Source organism: Hahella sp. NS-SX17 (assembly GCF_057367735.1).
In genome coordinates, this window is the sequence record NZ_CM170632.1 from 5,617,176 (window position 1) to 5,636,253 (window position 19,078).

The window sequence follows — 19,078 nt, forward strand, 5'->3', positions numbered from 1 at the left end:
ATGAACCAATTATTTCGGGAACTTAGTCGCGCTGGACCTCTAACATGCAAATTTAAGCGGCCATGATGCAACCAACATATAAAAACGCTTATCGCATACGACCACGACGACTACCTGATACCGAGCCAATACGCATCAGACTTTGCTGGGTATGCAGATGACAGACAGCGATCGCCAGCGCATCCGCCGCATCCGCCTGTGGCTTAGCCTGCAAGTCCAACATAGCCTGCATCATATGCTGAACCTGCCACTTTTCCGCATTTCCTTTGCCTACAACAGACTGCTTTACCTTCTTGGCGGAATACTCCGCCACTTGCAACCCCTGCTCCGCCATAGCCAGAATCGCCACGCCTCGCGCTTGCCCCAGCTTCAGAGCAGAGTCCGCGTTACGCGCCATAAAAACCTGCTCAATCGCCGCCTCGTGGGGCGCATACATGCTGACGACCTGAGTGACCCCCAGATAAATACAACGCAAGCGTTCCGCCAATGTTTCTCCGGTGACGCGAATACAACCGCTGGCGACATAGCTCGGCTTACCTCCGCCCCACTCCACCACGCCATACCCCGTAAATCGCGAACCGGGATCTATACCTAACACTTTCAACATAAATTGGCCACTTAGCCCATCAAAGTCGTTTCATTTCTATATAAGCCACCCGAATAACGCAAGCCCACAATTACGTTGCAAGCGCCAACAAAAAAGGCGGCTAACGCCGCCTTGCAGGAAAAGCTGATATCAAGTCTGCGCAGATTAACCGCCAATGCTCTCCAGCACTTCATCAGGTATGTCCGCATTACTGTAGACATTCTGCACATCATCCAGGTCTTCCAGCATTTCGATCAGCTTCATGACCTTTTCGCCGTTTTCCACATCCAATGGCGCCATGGTCGCTGGCACCATCGAGACATCCGCCGACTCCGGCGTCAAGCCCGCCGCTATCAGCGCGTCTTTGACAGACATAAAATCTTCAGCGGCGGTTTGCACTTCCACAGAACCGTCATCATTGGCGATAACATCCTGAGCGCCTGCTTCCAGGGCCGCTTCCATTACCGCATCTTCATCGACGTCCGGCGCAAATAAAATCACACCGGTTTTGCTGAACAAGTATGCAACGGAGCCATCAGTACCCAGGTTGCCGCCATGCTTGCTGAATGCATGACGCACTTCCGCTACGGTGCGATTACGATTATCAGTCATGACCTCAACATACACGGCGACGCCGCCAGGACCGTAGCCCTCGTAGGTCAGCTCGTCAAAGTTGGAGTCATCGCCGCCGCCTGCGCCGCGCTGAATCGCTTTCTCAATGGTGTCTTTTTTCATATTCACGGTCAGGGCTTTATCAATGACCGCGCGCAACCTTGGGTTGTCTTCAGGCAATGCTCCATTTTTCGCCGCCACGGTAATTTCCCGGATCAGCTTGGTGAATATCTTTCCGCGCTTGGCGTCCTGGGACGCCTTACGGTGCTTGATATTGGCCCACTTACTGTGCCCCGCCATGTTACTCTCCGCTAAATACTTTTACTTTCAACAAATAGATTGGCCATGCCGACGCCAAAGACAAGGCATTGGCGTCACTCAAATTTATTCAGGCTGCTCGGTTTTACGCAGACGAATATTAAGCTCGCGCAGTTGTCTCGGGTCCACTTTGCCCGGCGCCTGCGTCATCATGCACATCGCGCTCTGGGTTTTCGGGAACGCAATCACTTCTCGAATAGACTGAGCGCCGGTCATCAACATAACCAGACGATCCAGACCGAACGCCAAACCACCATGGGGCGGGCAGCCGAACTTCAGCGCATCCAGCAGGAAGCCGAACTTCTCTTGCGCCTCATCCTGGCCAATGCCCAGAATACGCAGCACGGTCTCCTGCATGTCGGAATCATGTATACGAACGGAGCCGCCGCCCAATTCGGTGCCGTTCAACACCATGTCATAAGCGCGGGACAAGGCGTTTTCAGGATCGGATTCCAGCATTTCCACTGCGCAGGATGGCGCCGTGAACGGGTGGTGAATAGCGGTCCAGCCGCCTTCGCCGTCTTCTTCGAACATCGGGAAGTCCACTACCCACAGCGGCGCCCATGGTTTCTCAAGCAGGTTAAGGTCATGACCCAGCTTCACACGCAAAGCGCCCAACGCTTCGTTGACGACACGGGTCTTGTCGGTGCCGAAGAAGATAATGTCGCCATCTTCCGCCCCCACGCGCTCCAACAACTGATCAATAACGTCAGCAATGTGCTTAACGATCGGAGACTGCAGTCCCTCCAGACCTTTGGCTTTTTCGTTAACCTTAATATAAGGCAAGCCTTTGGCGCCGTAGATACCAACAAACTTGGTATAGTCGTCGATCTGTTTACGAGACAGCAGTTCGCCGCCCTTTGGAAGACGCAATGCCGCTACCCGGCTCTTCGGATCATTAGCCGGGCCGCTGAAGACATTGAAGCTCACGTTGGTCAACAGGTCGCCCACATCCACCAGCTCCAAAGGAATACGCAGATCAGGTTTGTCGCTACCGTAACGGTTCATCGCCTCGGCGAAGGGCATGCGCGGAAATTCTGGCAATTCCACTTCCAACAGATCACGGAACATATCCCGCACCAGACGTTCGGTGATGGACATAATCTCGTTTTCATTCAGGAAGGAGGTTTCGATATCCACCTGCGTGAATTCAGGCTGACGGTCTGCGCGCAAGTCTTCATCGCGGAAGCACTTGGCGATTTGATAGTAACGGTCTACGCCGGACATCATCAGCAACTGTTTGAACAACTGCGGAGACTGCGGCAGGGCGAAGAAGCTGCCTTCATGCGTACGGCTGGGAACCAGATAATCCCGTGCGCCTTCTGGCGTCGCCCGGGTCAGAATCGGCGTTTCCACATCCATGAAGCCATTGCCGTCAAGAAAGTTACGGATGTAGCTGGTGACCTTGGAGCGGAAGCGCAGCTTGTTGAGCATTTCCGGACGGCGCAGGTCCATGTAACGGTAACGCAGACGCACGTCCTCACCCACCTGAACGAATTCGTCCAACTGGAAGGGAGGCGTTTTCGCAGTACTTAGAATTTCCAGCTGCTTGCCCAGCACTTCCACCATACCGGTGGACATATCGGCGTTGGCTTTACCATCCGGCCTTAAGCGCACACGCCCCGTGACTTTCACCACGAATTCATCGCGAATCTGCTCGGCCAGCTGAAAAACTTCATTCGTATCAGGGTCATACACTACTTGCGCGACACCATCCCGATCTCGCAGATCCAAAAAGATAACGCCTCCGTGATCGCGACGGCGGTGAACCCAACCGCAAAGCGTGACTTCTTGATCTACAAGAGACTCGTTGACCTCACCGCAATAATGACTGCGCATAATCCTGATCCTGTCTTAAATTCTGATTACTGTCTGTTAAGTTTCAGCCGGAGACCGCGCTCCGACTGCATGATATGTATAAAAAAGGGCCGCGCCGATCAGTCCGCGGAGCCGCTGCTTTTAGAGCTTGAACCCGCGCTGGAGGACGAAGAGCCGCTATCGCCCGCCAAGTTTTTCTTCTTGCCGGTTTTGAAATCTGTCTCGTACCAGCCTCCGCCTTTCAGGCGAAAACCCGCTGCTGAAATCTTCTTCTTAAACTCGGGCTTTTCACAGCTTGGGCAGTCCGTTAATGGCGCTTCGCTCAAGCTTTGTAAAACGTCTTTACTAAACCCGCAGGATTTACAAACGTATTCGTAAATCGGCATTTTCCTCTGACCTCTTTCCAGAAAAAACCAAAAATCATATTAAGTTAGAAGGCTTCTAGACGCCTTTGGACTGGCCGCCCCGCAACGAGGACAAGCCACAGACGGACAAAAAAAGCGCTGTATTATAAACATTATTTTCAGCAAAATCAGTCCTAACCTGTAAAGCCTTGATACTAGCCACTTTCGCCCCAACTATCAGGTAGCGCCTGATACAGCCGGTTGGTATATTAACCGGCGGGAACTCAAAATCACACGAGGGAACACACCTTGGCAAGTATATTGCTCGTGGACGACGATGAAGGCTTCGTACAAGCCACGCGGACACTCTTGGAAATGCTGGGGCATGATGCACGCTCCGCCGCCAGCGTCGCGGAAGCAAACGCCGTTCTGCAGACCGACCAATTCGATATCGTCTTACTTGATTTAATGCTTCCAGACGGAAGCGGCCTTCATGTGCTGGAGGCCCTTAATGGCTCACGCAAGCAGCCTGGCCACATTGCTATCGTCACAGGCCACCCGACCGTAAAATCCCTGGTCAAGACAGTCTGCGGCCCCAACATTAGCTATCTGATCAAGCCCATTGATATCCAACAGATCAAGGCACTTATCGAAAAGACCAATCCGGAGTCATCGGAAGTCGACGCGCCCCGTCACTTCAATAGCCTGATCGGCGAATCGCCAGCCATGCGCGAGCTTTATCAGATGATTGAGCGCGTCGCCCAAACCAGAGCCAACGTGCTGCTGCAAGGGGAAAGCGGCGTCGGCAAAGAGCTTGTCGCCCGCGCCGTCCATGCCGCTGGCGGCGCTCAGGGTCCTTTCGTCGCAGCCAACTGCGGCGCCCTCTCCCGAGAGTTAATCGGCAGCGAACTGTTTGGCCATGAAAAAGGCGCTTTCACCGGCGCGGTCAGCAGGAAACCGGGCTTATTCGAGCAAGCCAAAGGCGGCGTGCTGTTTCTCGACGAAGTCACCGAGATGCCGATCGATATGCAACCGACCCTGCTACGGGTACTGGAAACCAACAAGGTCATCCGGGTCGGCGGTACAGAGGAGATCCCGGTGGATTGCCGGGTGATTTCAGCCACCAACCGCACTCAGCAACAGCTGGCGGAAGACGAGTGCCTGCGCGAAGACATATATTTTCGCCTGGCTGTGTTTCCCATCCAGATCCCGCCTTTGCGCCAGCGCAGGGAGGATATCCCTCTACTTGCGCGACGATTCCTTCAGGAGCTGAATGAAGAGAACGGTTGCGCCTTCGGTTTGGGAGAGACCAGCCTTAAACGTCTGCAGGAGTATGACTGGCCAGGCAATGTTCGCGAGCTGCGTCACGCCATTCACCGCGCCTTCATAATGACCGATCCGGCTAAATCCGAGCTGAGCCTGCCTGATAACCTGGCGTCGCCCTTCGCCCGCGAGCGTCAGGGGTCGCCGGGACTGCAGGTAGGCAAAACAATAGAAGAGATGGAGCGCGAACTGATCACCCTCACCCTCGCCCAACTGGACGGCGACAAGCGCAAGGCCGCTGACATGCTCGGGATTAGCTTAAAGACGCTCTACAACCGCCTGAACAGCTATGGGGAGAACGAAAATACGGAAACGCCCGTATAAACCATCGCCAGCGAATTCAAGACAGGACGCCTATATGACCCAGGACGCCAATGCCGCCAAACTGGCGCACGATCTTCGCAACCCGTTGAATACTATTTCAATGAATGCGGAGCTAGCCAAACTCCAACTTCAGACCAATCGCGACAAAGAAGAAATTCTGGTGTGCGTCGAGCGCATACTGGAAGAATGCAAACGGTGCAGCGCGCACATTAACGACTTCGTCAACGCCAGCGCGCCGGGTGCGGACAATGCCAAATAGAAGTCCGTTATTGCTGAGTCGGCGCTGGCGTTTCGCCTTCGCCACTATGGCAGTGTTATTGGTCGTTAACGGCTTTATTTCCTACCGCTCCATACGCGAACTAGTAAGAATAGAAAGCAGCGTTTCTCATACTCTGCAGGTAATTGGCATCATCAGGAACACGTTTTCGGCCATCCAGGGCGCAGAGACGGGCCAACGAGGCTACGTCATTACTGGCGACTTGAAATACCTGGAGCCCTTCCATGACGCCATGAACTCGCTGGAAGTCTATCTAAACCAATTGCAGTCAACCAACACGGAAATTCCAGGGCAGCAGGAACGCTTTCTGCGCCTGCGCAAGGTCACGGAAAGCAAAGTCGCTGAAATGCAAGAAGTTATCCAGCTTCGTCAAAACGGCGATTTGAGGTCCGCTACAAAAGTCGTGAATACGGACAAAGGCAAACGCTTCATGGACATCATCAGCAAGCTGGTGGAGGAGATGGAGGCGGAAGAGTACGCTTTGCTGGCGCAGAGGCGCCAGGAATCCTATAAGAATCAGCGGGAAACCATCTTCACACTGGTAGCCGCCACTCTGGCGAGCCTGGGGTTGATCGGCTTCGTTTATTACCTGCTGCAGAGAAACCTTCTACAGTATGTGCGCATCACAGAGATTCTGCGATCAGAGAATGACCGACTGGAGGAAAAAGTCTCAGAGCGAACTGCAGTGCTGACCCACTTCTCCAAAGAGCTGGAGCGCAGCAATCGGGAGCTACAGGACTTCGCCTTCGTCGCCTCCCATGACCTGCAAGAGCCGCTGAGGAAAATTCGCGCCTTTGGCGACCGCTTGCAGCAAAAGTATGCTGATAAACTCGAAGACAGCGGCGCCGACTATATTAGACGCATGCAATCCGCCGCCGAGCGCATGTCGCGACTGATCAATGATCTGCTCTCGTTTTCCCGGGTCTCCACCAAGGCGCAACCCTTTACGAAAGTGGATTTAAACGAGGTTCTAGCCGGAGTGCTGGAGGATCTGGAAATCCCTATCAGCGAAAGCGACGCGGTGATTGAGGCCTCTCCTCTGCCGTCGCTGGATGCCGACCCAACCCAAATGCGCCAGCTTATGCAGAACCTCATTGGCAACTCATTAAAGTTCATACCGCCGGAGCACCAGCCACTTATTACAATCAGCGTGCGCAGCTATCAAAAGCCACTACTCGAAGGAGGAGCTGAAACGGAGTGGTGCGAGCTTCGCTTCAGCGACAATGGAATCGGTTTTGACGAAAAATTCAAAGACCGGATTTTCACGCCATTCCAGCGCCTGCATCAGCGTGGAGAATACGAAGGGACCGGCATAGGACTGGCGGTATGCCGCCGCATTGTGGAACGCCACAGGGGCAATATCAACGCCGAAAGCATCCCCGGACAGGGAGCCACATTCATTGTAAACCTGCCGCTGCAACACACGCCGATATCTGAAATGGAGCCTGAATTATATGCCTGAAACCAAAAGACCCCTGGTCATCCTGATGGCCGACGATGACGAAGATGACCGCCAGCTCGCCCTAGAGGCCATGCGCGAAAGTCGCGTGCTGAACGAACTGCGATTCGTGAAGGACGGCTTCGAGCTGATGCAATATTTACGCAGAGAGGGTGAATTCGAGGACCCGGCCAACTCGCCAACGCCCGGCATCATTCTTCTGGACCTTAACATGCCCCGCAAAGACGGTCGCGAGGCCCTTGCGGAAATCAAGGCGGACCCGGCCCTGCGTCGCACTCCTGTCGTCATTCTCACCACCTCGAAAGCTGAGCAGGATATGCTGCGCGGCTATGACCTTGGCGCCGCCTCCTACATCACCAAACCGGTGACGTTTGAAGGTCTGGTTGCTCTCATGCGCGCACTGGGGCACTACTGGGTCGAGTTCGTGGAACTGCCAAATCACGGCCACTGATTAGCACGGAGGCGCTGATGACAGAGAACCAAACGAACTTCCCTAAGCCAATTAAATTGTTACTGGTGGAGGACGACGAAGACGACTACATCATCGCCAAAGACCTGCTGGAGCAAATAGCGCCTTCTCAGTTCGAGCTGGACTGGGCCAGCAACGCAGAAGTCGCTCGCTCCGCCCTGGCCAGAGACGAGCATCATGTCTGTCTCATGGACTATCGGCTGGGACCGGATGACGGCCTGAAGCTGTTGCGTGAAGCGCCAACACTAGGGTTTCACGGTCCGATCATCATGCTTACCGGCCAGGACGACAGTCGGCTCGACGCCGACGCCCTCCGTGGCGGCGCCGTAGATTATCTGGTGAAGTCCGACCTGAATTCCGCCCACCTGGCGAGATCCATTCGATACGCGTTGGCCCGACGCGAAATGGAAACCGAAAGACTGGAGAGGCTGAGAGCCGAGGCGGAAAACCGGTCCAAGAGCGAGTTCCTGGCGCACCTCAGTCATGAGTTACGCACGCCGCTCACTGCGATACTTGGTTATACAGAACTTCTCATTGCGCAGAACAGCATCCCGGACAGCCTGTCCTATCTACAGATCGTCCAGCGTAATGGGCAGCACTTATTAAGCCTGCTGAACGATATTCTGGATATTTCCAAGATTGAAGCAGGCAAGCTCGAAATGGAATTTGTTCGCGTCAATCTTCAAGCCTTTCTGGCTGATATCTATTCTCTCATGGCGGTATCCGCACAGGACAAAAACCTGCAACTGCGCTTTATCGCCGACACGCCTCTGCCTGAAAACATTGAAACCGATCCCATTCGCCTACGACAGATTTTATTGAACCTGATCGGCAACGCTATCAAGTTTACCGAACAAGGTGAAGTAACAGTTCGGGTACAGATGATCAAAGAAGAGGAACAGGAAAAAGTTCAGTTCAAGGTGCTCGATACTGGCCCAGGCATAAGCGCTACCGATCAAAAGCGACTTTTTCAGCCATTCACCCAAGTCTACGCCAACAGTATGCGTCGTGGCGAAGGCGCCGGGTTGGGACTGGCGATCAGCCGCCAGTTGGCGCACCGACTGGGCGGTGATATCCGCTTGAGCAGTCGCCCCGGAGAAGGCAGCGATTTCACCGCCATTGTTAAACCTGGCCCCCTGGAAGGCGTAAAACGCACTCAGCCTGACTTAGAAACTGGAGGCGCCGCGCAAGCGCACGCGACACACAAGCATCGGGTGCATGGCCACTTATTAGTCGCCGACGACCTGCCGGATATCCGCCGCTTAATCGGACATCTGGTGGAAAGCGCTGGCGCACAAGTCAGCTACGCAGAGAACGGCGCTGAGGCGGTCCGCATGGTAACCGACGCAGCGCAATCAGGCGCACCAATTGACTTAGTGATAATGGATATGCACATGCCGGTGCTGGATGGACATTCCGCCACCCGCGAGCTGCGCCGCCGGGGACATGAAACTCCTGTGCTGGCGCTGACCGCCGCCACCATGCGCGGCGAACGGGAGCGTTGCCTGGCCAGCGGCTGCACGGACCACCTAAGCAAGCCGGTCAACGTTAATCAGTTATTCACCCTGATCGAGCGCCATCTACCGCAAGCAGGGACCCAAGCGCCATCATTATTACTGGTGGAAGATAATGCTGACGCCAGCGCCGCCACTGCCGCCCTGCTGGAACACCTGGGCTGGCGCGTACACTGCGCAGGCAACGGCGCAGAGGCGCTGGAGCTGGCGGAGCGGATAAAGCCCGCTGCGGTAGTGCTGGACTTAAACCTTCCCGATACAGACGGCTACAGCCTGGCTCGAAAAATACGCGACCAGGGACTCTCTGACGCACGTCTGATCGCCCTGAGCGGTTATGCGGAAGACAAACGCCGCTCCGAAGAGGCCGGATTTCAGCACCACCTGATGAAACCTGTCTCCATGGGCGAACTTACAGCCGTCCTTCCCGCCAGAAACTCGGTTTAAGGCTATTAATCTGGCAGACAAATAGCTTCCTTCTAATTTGTCTGCGACGACAGAGCCTGCATATGTTAATAACGACTTTGCTACCTCTGCAGGCCGGCTTGTAAAAGCCACAACAAACCGGCCTTCCTTTTTTCTTATTTACACGACCGCTTCAACCCGAAACTTCAAAGCATTTTTCAAAAACAAAAAAATGCCCATTTTTCAATGCATTGCACACACATCCAAGTCTGGCATAGCTGTTGCTGTACTACTAACGAGATGCGGATAACCCGCAAAGAAGTAGATCAAAGGAATATTGAGGAGATCAATGATGACTAAATCAGAAACAGACAGCTTGAGAGACCTGGTAAAAGTGCTTAACGATGGTATCGACTTTTATACAGAAGCCAAAGACAAAGTGAGAAGCAATGCCGTGCGTCTGGTGTTCGAGCGCATGTCAGCCATTCGTGAAGGCGCGGTTGGTCGGCTGCAACCCTACATCGTCTTCGAGAAAGGCGAAAAAGAAACCGGGCACACCTTAGGCGGCGTTCTGAGGGAGCACTACGCAAAAATCCTGGCCGCTATCAAGGATAACTCAGAGCACGTTTATATTGAGCAGTTGGAAGAGGTGGAAGACAAAACCCTGGAAAAAATCCGCAACGCCATTGAAGAAGTGAAAGCCCCCGGCGTTCAGGCCACCTTGCAGGATATCTATCCAACCCTGAAGCGCTGCCACGACGAAATGAACCGCCTGCAGCGCGCTACTGCGTAATCGGTCGCCGTGTGTCCACACTCGCCGCCGGGAAGCCTATAGCGCCCGTGCGGCAGAGTCGGGCAATAACTATTTTTGTGGCTATACTTCAAAGTATGACTGTATCCATGCTGGTAATAAGATATGGCCCAACCATCCCCTCTCGCCTATTTCCAATCAACCACTCTCAGGCCAGACGTACTGTCGGACTTGCGTGAAAGTTTCGAAAAAAATCTGGTCGAGCTGGAAGCTACGCCTAATGACCCCCAACTAGTCGCCCGACTTTGCGCGAACTATGAAGCCATCGCGCAGGAAATAAAGTTCGCGGAAATCGAGCTGGGCTCATTGATGCAGGGCGTTTACACCATTATGGCCGGCATTGCTGACAAGCAACTGACCTTTCGGCCGGAAATCAGCGATTTGCTGCTGCTGGCGATGGAGCGCATACAAGCGTGCGCCGTCGCCATCGATAATGGCAGCTTCGAGAATATTCAAATGGTGGAAAACGCCAGGATCAGCGACCTGCTCTGTCAGCTTCCCAAAACCGTGGCGAACGGTCGCAACGAAGCCATGCAGGAGCTCCTGGCGCTGCTTGCCCCGGAAGTGAGCAAACAAGGCGCGGGTCGCCCCGCAAGCGACGTTTATTCCGAGCTGCTGGCGCTGTGGCGTAAGTATGACGTGCACGCCAACGCAGACCTGCTGTTCTTTCTCAGCCTTGCGACACCGGCGGAAGCGCGATCACGTTTTTGGCTGGGTAAAAATAGACGCGTCCTGCTGCTTGCTCTGGCGATGAACAGGCATGCCCGGGAACCCGTCGACCCGGCCCAACTCAGCGCCGCAGCATTGGTGCACGACATCGGCATGTCTTTTCTCCCCCTCGACATCCTGCACAAAAGCAGCAGTCTTTCCGAATCTGAGGACCACAGCATTCACAAACACACCAGCGTGGGTAGCGCCCTGCTGATCAACATGCCGGAGTGGCAGGAGTCGCGCCGGATTATTGACCAACACCATGAGCATGTCAGCGGCAAGGGTTACCCTATTGGACTGCGTGACCGCGAAATCTGCGACGGAGCCAAGATCGTCTCTATCGCCGACGCTTTCGAGGCCATTTCTCACCCTCGCATCTATTCCAGTCGCTATAAACGCCCATTTATCCGCGCAGTGCTGGAGATTAATAGTCGTTCCGGCAGTCAGTTTTCCCAGAAGTGGGTTGATGTTTTCAACGCCGTCATCCGGCCGCTCAAATACGAGTTATACTAGCCCGCCTATAATTTACCGCACCCGCTTCGTCGGGTGCGGTGCATGTCGACCGTCCAACCAGGATTCTTCCATTGACCACGAGAGCCCAACAGAAAGAGCGCACCCGTCAGGCGCTGATGAACGCCGCACTGCGGCAACTTGGTCCGGATCGCAACTTCGCCAGTCTCAGCCTTAGAGAAGTCGCTCGCGAAGCGGGAATCGCTCCCACCTCTTTTTATCGCCATTTCAACGATTTGGAGGAGCTTGGCCTGGCTCTGGTAGACGAAGCGGGAATCACGCTGCGTCGATTGATGCGGCAAGCGCGCAAAAGAGTCGCCAGAAAAGGGGGGCTGGTGGAAACCTCCATTGATACTTTTTTCGAGTATCTGAACTCCAACGCCAATCTGTTTCGCCTGCTGCTACGGGAAAAAAACGGCGTTTCGTTGCGCTTTCGCACCGCCATCAAAGCAGAGACTGACCACTTCATCACTGAACTGGCGGCGGATTTAGAAAGATTTGGAGAAAATGGCGGCGCGCCATTAAGGGACCCGAAAGCGGTCGCTGATGCGCTGGTGGTGCTGGTGTTCAATTGCGGCTCTGAAGGCCTGGACGCCGACGCCGCGGAAAGAGTTCAACTCAAATCGAAACTGGCCAGTCAGCTGCGTATGGTCTTGAGAGGAGGACTGATCCTGGATAAAAAGCCCGGCCCCGCCAAGACTGCGGGCCCGGGTGTTTGACCTGAGCGGTTCAGCCGGTAATCTCAATTTCCTGGCGGAGCGCGGCGCGAATTTTCTGTCTGCGCGCCTGTGCTTCCTGCTCTGAATAGGACTGAGCAGGGCTGACGCCCCAGACCGGCTTCGGCCAGGCGATATCTGTGGAGAAGCGGACAACATGATGAATGTGCAACTGCGGGACCATATTGCCCAAAGCCGCCACATTTAGCTTATGGCCGTCGAACAGCGCCATCAGCGTCTTACCGACCATCGCCGACTCACGCATCAACTGCTCCTGAGCCTCATGGCTTAACTCATAGGCTTCCCGAACGCCCTCCACTCTTGGAACCAGAATGCACCACGGGTACTGGGCGTCGTTCATCAGCAACAGACGACACAAAGGCAAATCGCCAACGACTATCGTGTCCTTCGCCAACTGCGCGTGCAGTTCGAAACTCACAGCGTTTCTCCTCTACCTGAAATCAAGCTTCCGCGCCCTTGCTAATGCTTAATCCACGGCCAATGCCGTAATAGTGCACGCCTTTACGCTGCATACGTTCCGGGTCATACAGATTGCGACCATCAAAAATCACGGGCTCTTTCAGCGCACTGACGATATAGCCGAAATCAGGGGAGCGAAACTCCTTCCATTCCGTGCAGATAATCAACGCATCAGCGCCTTTCAGGGCCTGCTCTTTGGTGCCGCACAACATCAGTTCGTCCTTCTCGGCGTAGATGCGCTGCGTCTCCTCCATCGCTTTCGGGTCAAACGCCTGAACCTTGGCGCCAGCCGCCCACAGCGACTCCATCAGAACGCGACTGGACGCTTCCCGCATATCATCCGTATTTGGCTTGAACGCCAATCCCCATAACGCAAAAGTACGCCCGGCCAGCTTGCCATTGAAGTGCTCGCTGAGTTTGCGGAACAGCACGTGCTTCTGGGAGTCATTCACGGACTCAACCGAAGACAGCAGTTTTGCATCATAAGCCACGTCTTTAGCCGTACGCACCAGCGCTTTCACGTCCTTCGGAAAACAGGAGCCTCCGTAGCCGCAACCTGGATAGATGAAGTGATACCCGATACGCGGATCAGAACCGATGCCTTTACGCACCTGCTCAATGTCCGCTCCAAGCAGCTCCGACAGGTTGGCGATTTCATTCATAAAGCTGATTTTGGTGGCTAACATGGCGTTGGCGGCGTACTTGGTCAGCTCCGCCGAGCGCACATCCATCACCACCATTCTGTCGTGATTGCGGTTAAATGGCTCGTAGGCTTCCCGCATCTGGCTAACGGCGCGTTCACTTTCCGCTCCAATCACTATGCGGTCCGGCTTCATAAAATCGCCCACCGCATCGCCTTCTTTCAAAAACTCAGGATTGGAGACGACATCAAATTCCAGAGAGACGCCGCGGCTGACCAATTCCTCGCTAATGGCGTCGCGAACCTTATCGCCAGTACCGACCGGCACCGTCGATTTATCTACGACCACTTTGTAATCTTGCATGTGACGCCCGATTGTTCGCGCCACTGTCAAAACATACTGCAGATCCGCAGACCCATCTTCGTCCGGCGGCGTACCGACAGCGATAAACTGCAAGTCGCCAAACGCCACAGCTTCCTCTGCGTTTGTGGTGAATGACAGGCGTCCCGCCTCTACATTCAGCTTCACGATGGGCTCAAGTCCTGGTTCATAGATGGGGATCAAACCGTTCTTCAGGTTTTGGATCTTCTTTTCGTCCACGTCGACGCAGAGCACTTGATGTCCAACGTCCGCCAGACAGGCGCCCGTCACCAAGCCTACGTATCCGGTGCCGAAGATGGCTATTTTCATGGATGCAAGTTCCTATTGCTTATTTTCAGTTTGCTTTCTGCTTCTTCTGCCAGACCGCTTCCCAGTTCAAGGCGGACTTAACAATGACATTGAGGTCATCATGATCGGGCTTCCAGCCCAGGACAGATTTGATCTTGTCGTTCATCGCCACCAGCGCGTCAGGATCGCCTGCGCGACGGTCAACTTCCTCAACAGGGAAGTCTTTACCGGACTCCGCTTTCACCACATCAATCACTTCTTTCACTGTGAAGCCGCGTCCATAGCCACAGTTGAATATATTGGAGCCGCCGCCGGCTTTCATATGATCCAGCGCCATGACATGCGCCTTGGCCAGGTCATCCACGTGAATGTAATCACGGATGCAGGTGCCATCGCGGGTATCGTAGTCAGTACCGAACACCTTCATGCCTGCGCGCGCGCCCTGTACGCACTCACAAGCCACTTTAATCAAGTGGGTCGCTTCCGGCGTCGCCTGGCCGATGCGGCTCTCCAGGTCAGCGCCCGCTACATTGAAGTAGCGCAGAATGGTGTAGTTGAGGTCCGTCGCGAACGCCAGATCCTGAATCATGCGCTCACTCATCATTTTGGAAGCGCCATATGGATTGATCGGCATTAATGGGGTTTCTTCAGTAATCATCGTGTTCTCCGGCATGCCATAGACCGCCGCCGTGGAAGAGAACACCAAGTAAGGAGCCTTGTGCTTCTGAATCGCGCCCAACAGATTGAGCGTATTACGGGTATTGTTGCTGTAGTACTTAAGCGGGTTTTCTACGGACTCGGGCACCACGATGTTGGCGGCGAAGTGCAGCACCGCCTCAAATTGCCCTTTCTCGAACACCGCATCCAGCGCTTCCGTGTCCGCCAGGTCAGCCTGCACCAGTTCACCGTATGTGACTGCCCAGGGGTGCCCAGTGGACAGATTGTCGTACACCACGATGTCATGCCCGGCTTCGCCCAATTGACGCACTACGTGACTGCCGATATAGCCGGCTCCGCCTGTAACTAATACTTTCATTAATCCGTATCCTTAAATATTTTCATTGAGGTTAGCTGAATTCTTAAGATGATGACTGCTGGTTCCGACGCTCGTCTTTGGCTTCGGAGCGGCGACGCTGAAAAAAGCCGCTGAGAAGTTGCGAACAGGGTTGTTCCAGCACGCCGCCGGTCCATTCCAGTTTCCAATTAAAGTTATGCTCATCCAGCAGGCGGCTGCTACTGCATACGGCGCCGGCTTTAGGTTCATAGGCGCCAAACACCAGTCTGGACACGCGCGCATGCACCAGCGCGCCGAGACACATGACGCAAGGCTCCAGCGTCACATACAACGTGGAGCCCGGCAAGCGGTAATTCCCCGCTACCGTGGAGGCTTTGCGAATCGCACTGATTTCCGCATGAGCGGTGGGATCATGGCTGCGAATGGGCTGATTCCACCCTTCCCCCAGCACCTGACCATCCCGCACCAGAATGGCGCCCACGGGCACCTCGTCATACGCCAGCGCCTGCGCCGCCAGGCCAAGCGCCCGCCGCATCCAGTATTCGTCCTCATCCGGCTGGCCGGGAAGCAAGTCAAAACCGTCCTGCATATTACTCTTTCAACTTTACAAAAATTCGCCAGGGACTTTCCGGCAAAAAGGAGCCCAGTGGCTCCTTTTATTTTGGGGATAGGTCCCTTAAGGCTATTCCGATTAACACATTACTATTGGCGCGGTTATTCCCACTCAATAGTAGCAGGCGGTTTGGACGAAACGTCATAAACCACCCGTGACACGCCGGAAATCTCATTAATAATACGATTGGAGATCTTTTCCAATAGTTCATAAGGCAGATGCGCCCAGCGAGCCGTCATAAAGTCGATGGTCTCCACCGCTCTCAGCGCGATGACGTATTCATAACGACGAGCGTCGCCGACCACGCCAACCGACTTAACAGGCAGAAACACTGCAAACGCCTGCGACACTTTGTGATACAGCTCCGCGTGATGCAGCTCTTCGATGAAGATCGCGTCCGCTTCGCGCAGAATATCCGCATATTCTTTCTTTACTTCGCCAAGGATACGCACGCCCAGACCCGGTCCCGGGAAGGGGTGGCGATATACCATATCGTAAGGGAGACCCAGCTCCAGACCGATCTTACGGACTTCGTCCTTGAACAGCTCACGCAGGGGCTCAACCAGCTGCATCTCCATGTCTTCCGGCAATCCGCCAACATTGTGGTGGGATTTTATGACATGGGCTTTACCGGTTTTCGCGGCGGCGGACTCAATGACGTCAGGATAAATAGTGCCCTGCGCCAGCCACTTCACGTCTTTGATCTTGGCGGCCTCTTCATCAAACACTTCAATGAAGGTATGGCCGATGATCTTGCGCTTGCGCTCTGGATCGTTTTCGCCCGCCAGCTTGCTCAGGAACTGTTCCTGCGCATTGGCGCGCACGACTTTGATGCCCATGTTCTTGGCGAACATGTCCATGACCTGATCGCCCTCATGCAGACGCAGCAGACCATTGTCCACGAACACGCAGGTCAGCTGATCGCCGATAGCGCGATGCAGCAGCGCCGCAACCACAGAGGAGTCTACACCGCCGGACAGACCCAGCAGCACCTTGTCCTGTCCCACTTGATTACGAACCTGCGTGATGGCGTCTTCAATAATGCGTCCAGGCGTCCACAGTTGCTTACATCCGCAGATATTCACCAGGAACCGCTCCAGCATGCGGCGCCCCTGTAGCGTATGGGTCACTTCCGGGTGGAACTGCACGCCAAACCAAGGCTTGTTCTCATGCTGCATCGCAGCGATAGGCGCGCTGGGCGTGGAGGCGCTAATCACAAAGCTTTCCGGCAATGTCACGACTTTATCGCCATGACTCATCCAGACATCCAGCAAAGGCTTGCCGTCGTCCGCCACGTGATCTTTGATATTTTCAAATAAACCGTCTTCGGAACGCTCGATTTTCACCTGCGCATAACCGAATTCCCGCACATGCGAGCCTGCAACTTTGCCTCCCATCTGCTCGGCCATGGTCTGCATGCCATAGCAAATCCCCAACAGAGGAAGATCCATTCCGAACAGGCACTCAGGCGCACGCGGCGAGCCCATTTCCGTCACAGACTCGGGGCCGCCAGCCAGAATCACGCCTTTAGGATTAAACTCGCGAATATCCGCTTCGCTCATATCGAAGGGGTAAATTTCGCAGTAAACGCCGATTTCGCGAACCCGGCGAGCAATCAACTGCGTGTATTGAGAACCGAAATCCAGGATCAAAATACGATGGGAATGAATATTTTCGGACATTCGAAGCCTTCCTCAGACAGAAACAAGGGCGGGGCCTTTCAGCCCCGCCATAGTTTAAAAAACATCTTTTCGGCGCCAGCCGCTCTCACTGGGCGCCGCAGCGCTCAATCTCGACGCGCGGCCCGGTTTAGGAGCCGCGCCTGACGAGAATTGCATAAGCGCCATCTTCAACCCCGAGCGTCCCTAGCCGCCAGAACGGTAGTTAGGCGCTTCCTTGGTGATCGTCACGTCATGCACGTGGCTTTCGTGGATGCCGGCGTTAGTGATGCGGGTGAACTGGGGCTTGGTGCGCATTTCTTCAATTGTCGCACAGCCAGTGTATCCCATGGAGGAACGCAGTCCGCCCATCAACTGATGCACGACATTGGTCAATGGTCCCTTGCTGGCGACGCGACCTTCAATGCCTTCCGGCACCAGTTTTTCAACGCCTGAACTGGCGTCCTGGAAGTAACGGTCGCTGGAGCCCTGGCTTTGCGCCATGGCGCCCAGAGAGCCCATGCCACGATAGGCTTTGTAGCTACGGCCCTGATACAGCTCCACCTCACCTGGAGACTCATCAGTTCCCGCCAACAGACCGCCAACCATGACGCTGGAGGCGCCAGCGGCGATCGCTTTGGCGATATCGCCAGAGAAGCGGATGCCGCCGTCTGCGATCAAGGGGACGCCGCTGTCTTTCAGGGCCGCCGCCACATTCGCAATGGCTGACATTTGCGGTACGCCGATGCCTGCGACTATACGGGTAGTACAGATGGAACCGGGACCGATACCCACTTTGACGCCGTCTGCGCCGGCTTCCACCAGCGCCAGAGCCGCTTCGCCCGTGGCGATGTTGCCGCCTATAACCTGTACTTCAGGGAAATGAGTCTTCACCCAACGCACGCGATTCAACACACCGCGGGAGTGACCATGCGCAGTGTCAACCACGATGACGTCTACGCCAGCGGCGGCCAATGCTGCGATACGCTCATCAGTGCCTTCGCCAGTGCCAACCGCAGCGCCGACGCGCAAACGCCCCTGCTCGTCCTTGGATGCGCGCGGGTAGTCCTGCGCCTTCTGGATATCTTTCAGCGTGATCAAGCCCTTAAGCTCGAACTCGTTGTTCACCACCAACACTTTTTCGATACGGTGGCGGTGCAGCAGGTTCTTCACCGTTTCCATGTCGTAACCTTCGGTGACGGTGACCAGCTTCTCTTTCGGCGTCATCAGTTCCTGAACTTTCTTGTTCAGGTTGTTTTCAAAACGGATGTCGCGACCGGTGATAATGCCCACCAGATCCTTACCGTCCACTACCGGCAGACCAGAGATATTGTTGGCCATGGTGATGGCGCGGACTTCACTGACCGTGTTGCTCGGTGAAACAGTGATGGGGTCTTTCACCACGCCACTTTCAAATTTCTTCACCGTGCGCACTTCCGCCGCTTGTTGTTCGGTCGTCATATTCTTATGAATAATGCCGATACCGCCTTCCTGCGCCAATGCGATAGCCAAACGGGCTTCCGTTACGGTATCCATGGCGGCGGAGACAAGGGGGAGGTTGATCGTGATGTCGCGGGTAAGTCGGGTGGTCAGGCTGACGTCTTTGGGCAGGACTTCAGAATAACCGGGAATGAGGAGAACGTCGTCGAAGGTTAGCGCTTCTTGAGCTATGCGCAGCATATGAATCGCCTTTTTGCTTGCAAATAAGTTAATCGGACTATTATAAATTTTAAGGCATAATCAGTAAACTTACGGACTTCCCTAATACCCGCTTTTCTCTAAGAAATTCCGTATTTCGCCTGCAAATG

Annotated in this window: 18 protein-coding genes; 8 read left to right on the forward strand and 10 right to left on the reverse strand. The window is 54.7% G+C overall.

The genetic code is table 11. The features are described from left to right. Window positions 1-88: 88 nt before the first annotated feature. The 4 genes from ruvC to AC2IBB_RS25015 all read right to left on the reverse strand — a co-directional run bounded on the left by ruvC (window position 89) and on the right by AC2IBB_RS25015 (window position 3,720). Window positions 89-607, reverse strand: coding sequence for a crossover junction endodeoxyribonuclease RuvC (ruvC, locus tag AC2IBB_RS25000; RefSeq protein WP_486329427.1), 519 nt, complete (start codon window positions 605-607; stop codon window positions 89-91). Between the two features lie 144 nt (window positions 608-751). After that, on the reverse strand, window positions 752-1,498 hold the full coding sequence (locus AC2IBB_RS25005; RefSeq protein WP_486329428.1) for a YebC/PmpR family DNA-binding transcriptional regulator: 747 nt from the start codon (window positions 1,496-1,498) through the stop codon (window positions 752-754). A gap of 84 nt (window positions 1,499-1,582) precedes the next feature. Beyond that, a complete protein-coding gene (gene aspS / locus AC2IBB_RS25010) occupies window positions 1,583-3,355 on the reverse strand; it encodes an aspartate--tRNA ligase (protein ID WP_486329429.1) in 1,773 nt (590 codons plus the stop codon). Window positions 3,356-3,453: 98 nt separating this feature from the next. Beyond that, window positions 3,454-3,720, reverse strand: coding sequence for an FmdB family zinc ribbon protein (locus tag AC2IBB_RS25015; protein ID WP_486329430.1), 267 nt, complete (start codon window positions 3,718-3,720; stop codon window positions 3,454-3,456). 267 nt (window positions 3,721-3,987) lie between these two features. Between AC2IBB_RS25015 and AC2IBB_RS25020 the strand changes: the two genes are divergently transcribed. The 8 genes from AC2IBB_RS25020 (at window position 3,988) to fabR (ending at window position 12,197) form a co-directional block, all read left to right on the forward strand. Continuing rightward, window positions 3,988-5,325: a sigma-54-dependent transcriptional regulator gene (locus AC2IBB_RS25020; protein WP_486329431.1), complete on the forward strand. Its 1,338-nt coding sequence runs from the start codon at window positions 3,988-3,990 to the stop codon at window positions 5,323-5,325. Between the two features lie 34 nt (window positions 5,326-5,359). After that, window positions 5,360-5,584, forward strand: a complete 225-nt coding sequence (locus AC2IBB_RS25025; RefSeq protein WP_486329432.1) for a histidine kinase dimerization/phospho-acceptor domain-containing protein — start codon at window positions 5,360-5,362, stop codon at window positions 5,582-5,584. Beyond that, window positions 5,574-7,064 carry a sensor histidine kinase gene (locus AC2IBB_RS25030; RefSeq protein WP_486329434.1) on the forward strand — a complete coding sequence of 497 codons (1,491 nt, stop codon included), beginning with the start codon at window positions 5,574-5,576 and terminating at the stop codon, window positions 7,062-7,064. The genes AC2IBB_RS25025 and AC2IBB_RS25030 overlap by 11 nt, the downstream gene beginning before the upstream one ends. Next, window positions 7,057-7,512, forward strand: a complete 456-nt coding sequence (locus AC2IBB_RS25035) for a response regulator (protein WP_486329435.1) — start codon at window positions 7,057-7,059, stop codon at window positions 7,510-7,512. The genes AC2IBB_RS25030 and AC2IBB_RS25035 overlap by 8 nt, the downstream gene beginning before the upstream one ends. A 17-nt stretch (window positions 7,513-7,529) precedes the next feature. After that, on the forward strand, window positions 7,530-9,488 hold the full coding sequence (locus AC2IBB_RS25040) for a response regulator (protein ID WP_486329436.1): 1,959 nt from the start codon (window positions 7,530-7,532) through the stop codon (window positions 9,486-9,488). A gap of 307 nt (window positions 9,489-9,795) precedes the next feature. Continuing rightward, entirely contained in the window at window positions 9,796-10,239 is a 444-nt protein-coding gene (locus AC2IBB_RS25045; protein ID WP_486329437.1) for a ferritin-like domain-containing protein, read from the forward strand. A 123-nt stretch (window positions 10,240-10,362) separates the two neighbouring features. Beyond that, window positions 10,363-11,481 (forward strand): HD-GYP domain-containing protein, encoded by a 1,119-nt coding sequence (locus AC2IBB_RS25050; RefSeq protein ID WP_486329438.1) that lies wholly within the window; start codon window positions 10,363-10,365, stop codon window positions 11,479-11,481. A 71-nt stretch (window positions 11,482-11,552) separates the two neighbouring features. Further along, window positions 11,553-12,197 (forward strand): HTH-type transcriptional repressor FabR, encoded by a 645-nt coding sequence (gene fabR, locus AC2IBB_RS25055; protein ID WP_486329439.1) that lies wholly within the window; start codon window positions 11,553-11,555, stop codon window positions 12,195-12,197. 10 nt (window positions 12,198-12,207) lie between these two features. Here the strand turns inward: fabR and AC2IBB_RS25060 are convergent, their stop codons facing one another. From AC2IBB_RS25060 to guaB, 6 genes are all read right to left on the reverse strand, one after another. Next, window positions 12,208-12,633 (reverse strand): HIT domain-containing protein, encoded by a 426-nt coding sequence (locus AC2IBB_RS25060; RefSeq protein ID WP_486329440.1) that lies wholly within the window; start codon window positions 12,631-12,633, stop codon window positions 12,208-12,210. A 22-nt stretch (window positions 12,634-12,655) separates the two neighbouring features. Continuing rightward, window positions 12,656-14,005: a UDP-glucose dehydrogenase family protein gene (locus tag AC2IBB_RS25065; protein ID WP_486329441.1), complete on the reverse strand. Its 1,350-nt coding sequence runs from the start codon at window positions 14,003-14,005 to the stop codon at window positions 12,656-12,658. Window positions 14,006-14,030: 25 nt separating this feature from the next. Then, window positions 14,031-15,020 (reverse strand): UDP-glucose 4-epimerase GalE, encoded by a 990-nt coding sequence (galE, locus tag AC2IBB_RS25070; RefSeq protein ID WP_486329442.1) that lies wholly within the window; start codon window positions 15,018-15,020, stop codon window positions 14,031-14,033. 43 nt (window positions 15,021-15,063) lie between these two features. Next, window positions 15,064-15,588 (reverse strand): tRNA adenosine(34) deaminase TadA, encoded by a 525-nt coding sequence (gene tadA, locus AC2IBB_RS25075; RefSeq protein WP_486329443.1) that lies wholly within the window; start codon window positions 15,586-15,588, stop codon window positions 15,064-15,066. Between the two features lie 125 nt (window positions 15,589-15,713). Then, window positions 15,714-17,294 (reverse strand): glutamine-hydrolyzing GMP synthase, encoded by a 1,581-nt coding sequence (gene guaA / locus AC2IBB_RS25080; protein ID WP_486329444.1) that lies wholly within the window; start codon window positions 17,292-17,294, stop codon window positions 15,714-15,716. A gap of 183 nt (window positions 17,295-17,477) precedes the next feature. Further along, complete coding sequence (gene guaB, locus AC2IBB_RS25085) at window positions 17,478-18,950, reverse strand: IMP dehydrogenase (RefSeq protein WP_486329445.1); 1,473 nt, start codon at window positions 18,948-18,950, stop codon at window positions 17,478-17,480. Window positions 18,951-19,078 lie beyond the last annotated feature (128 nt).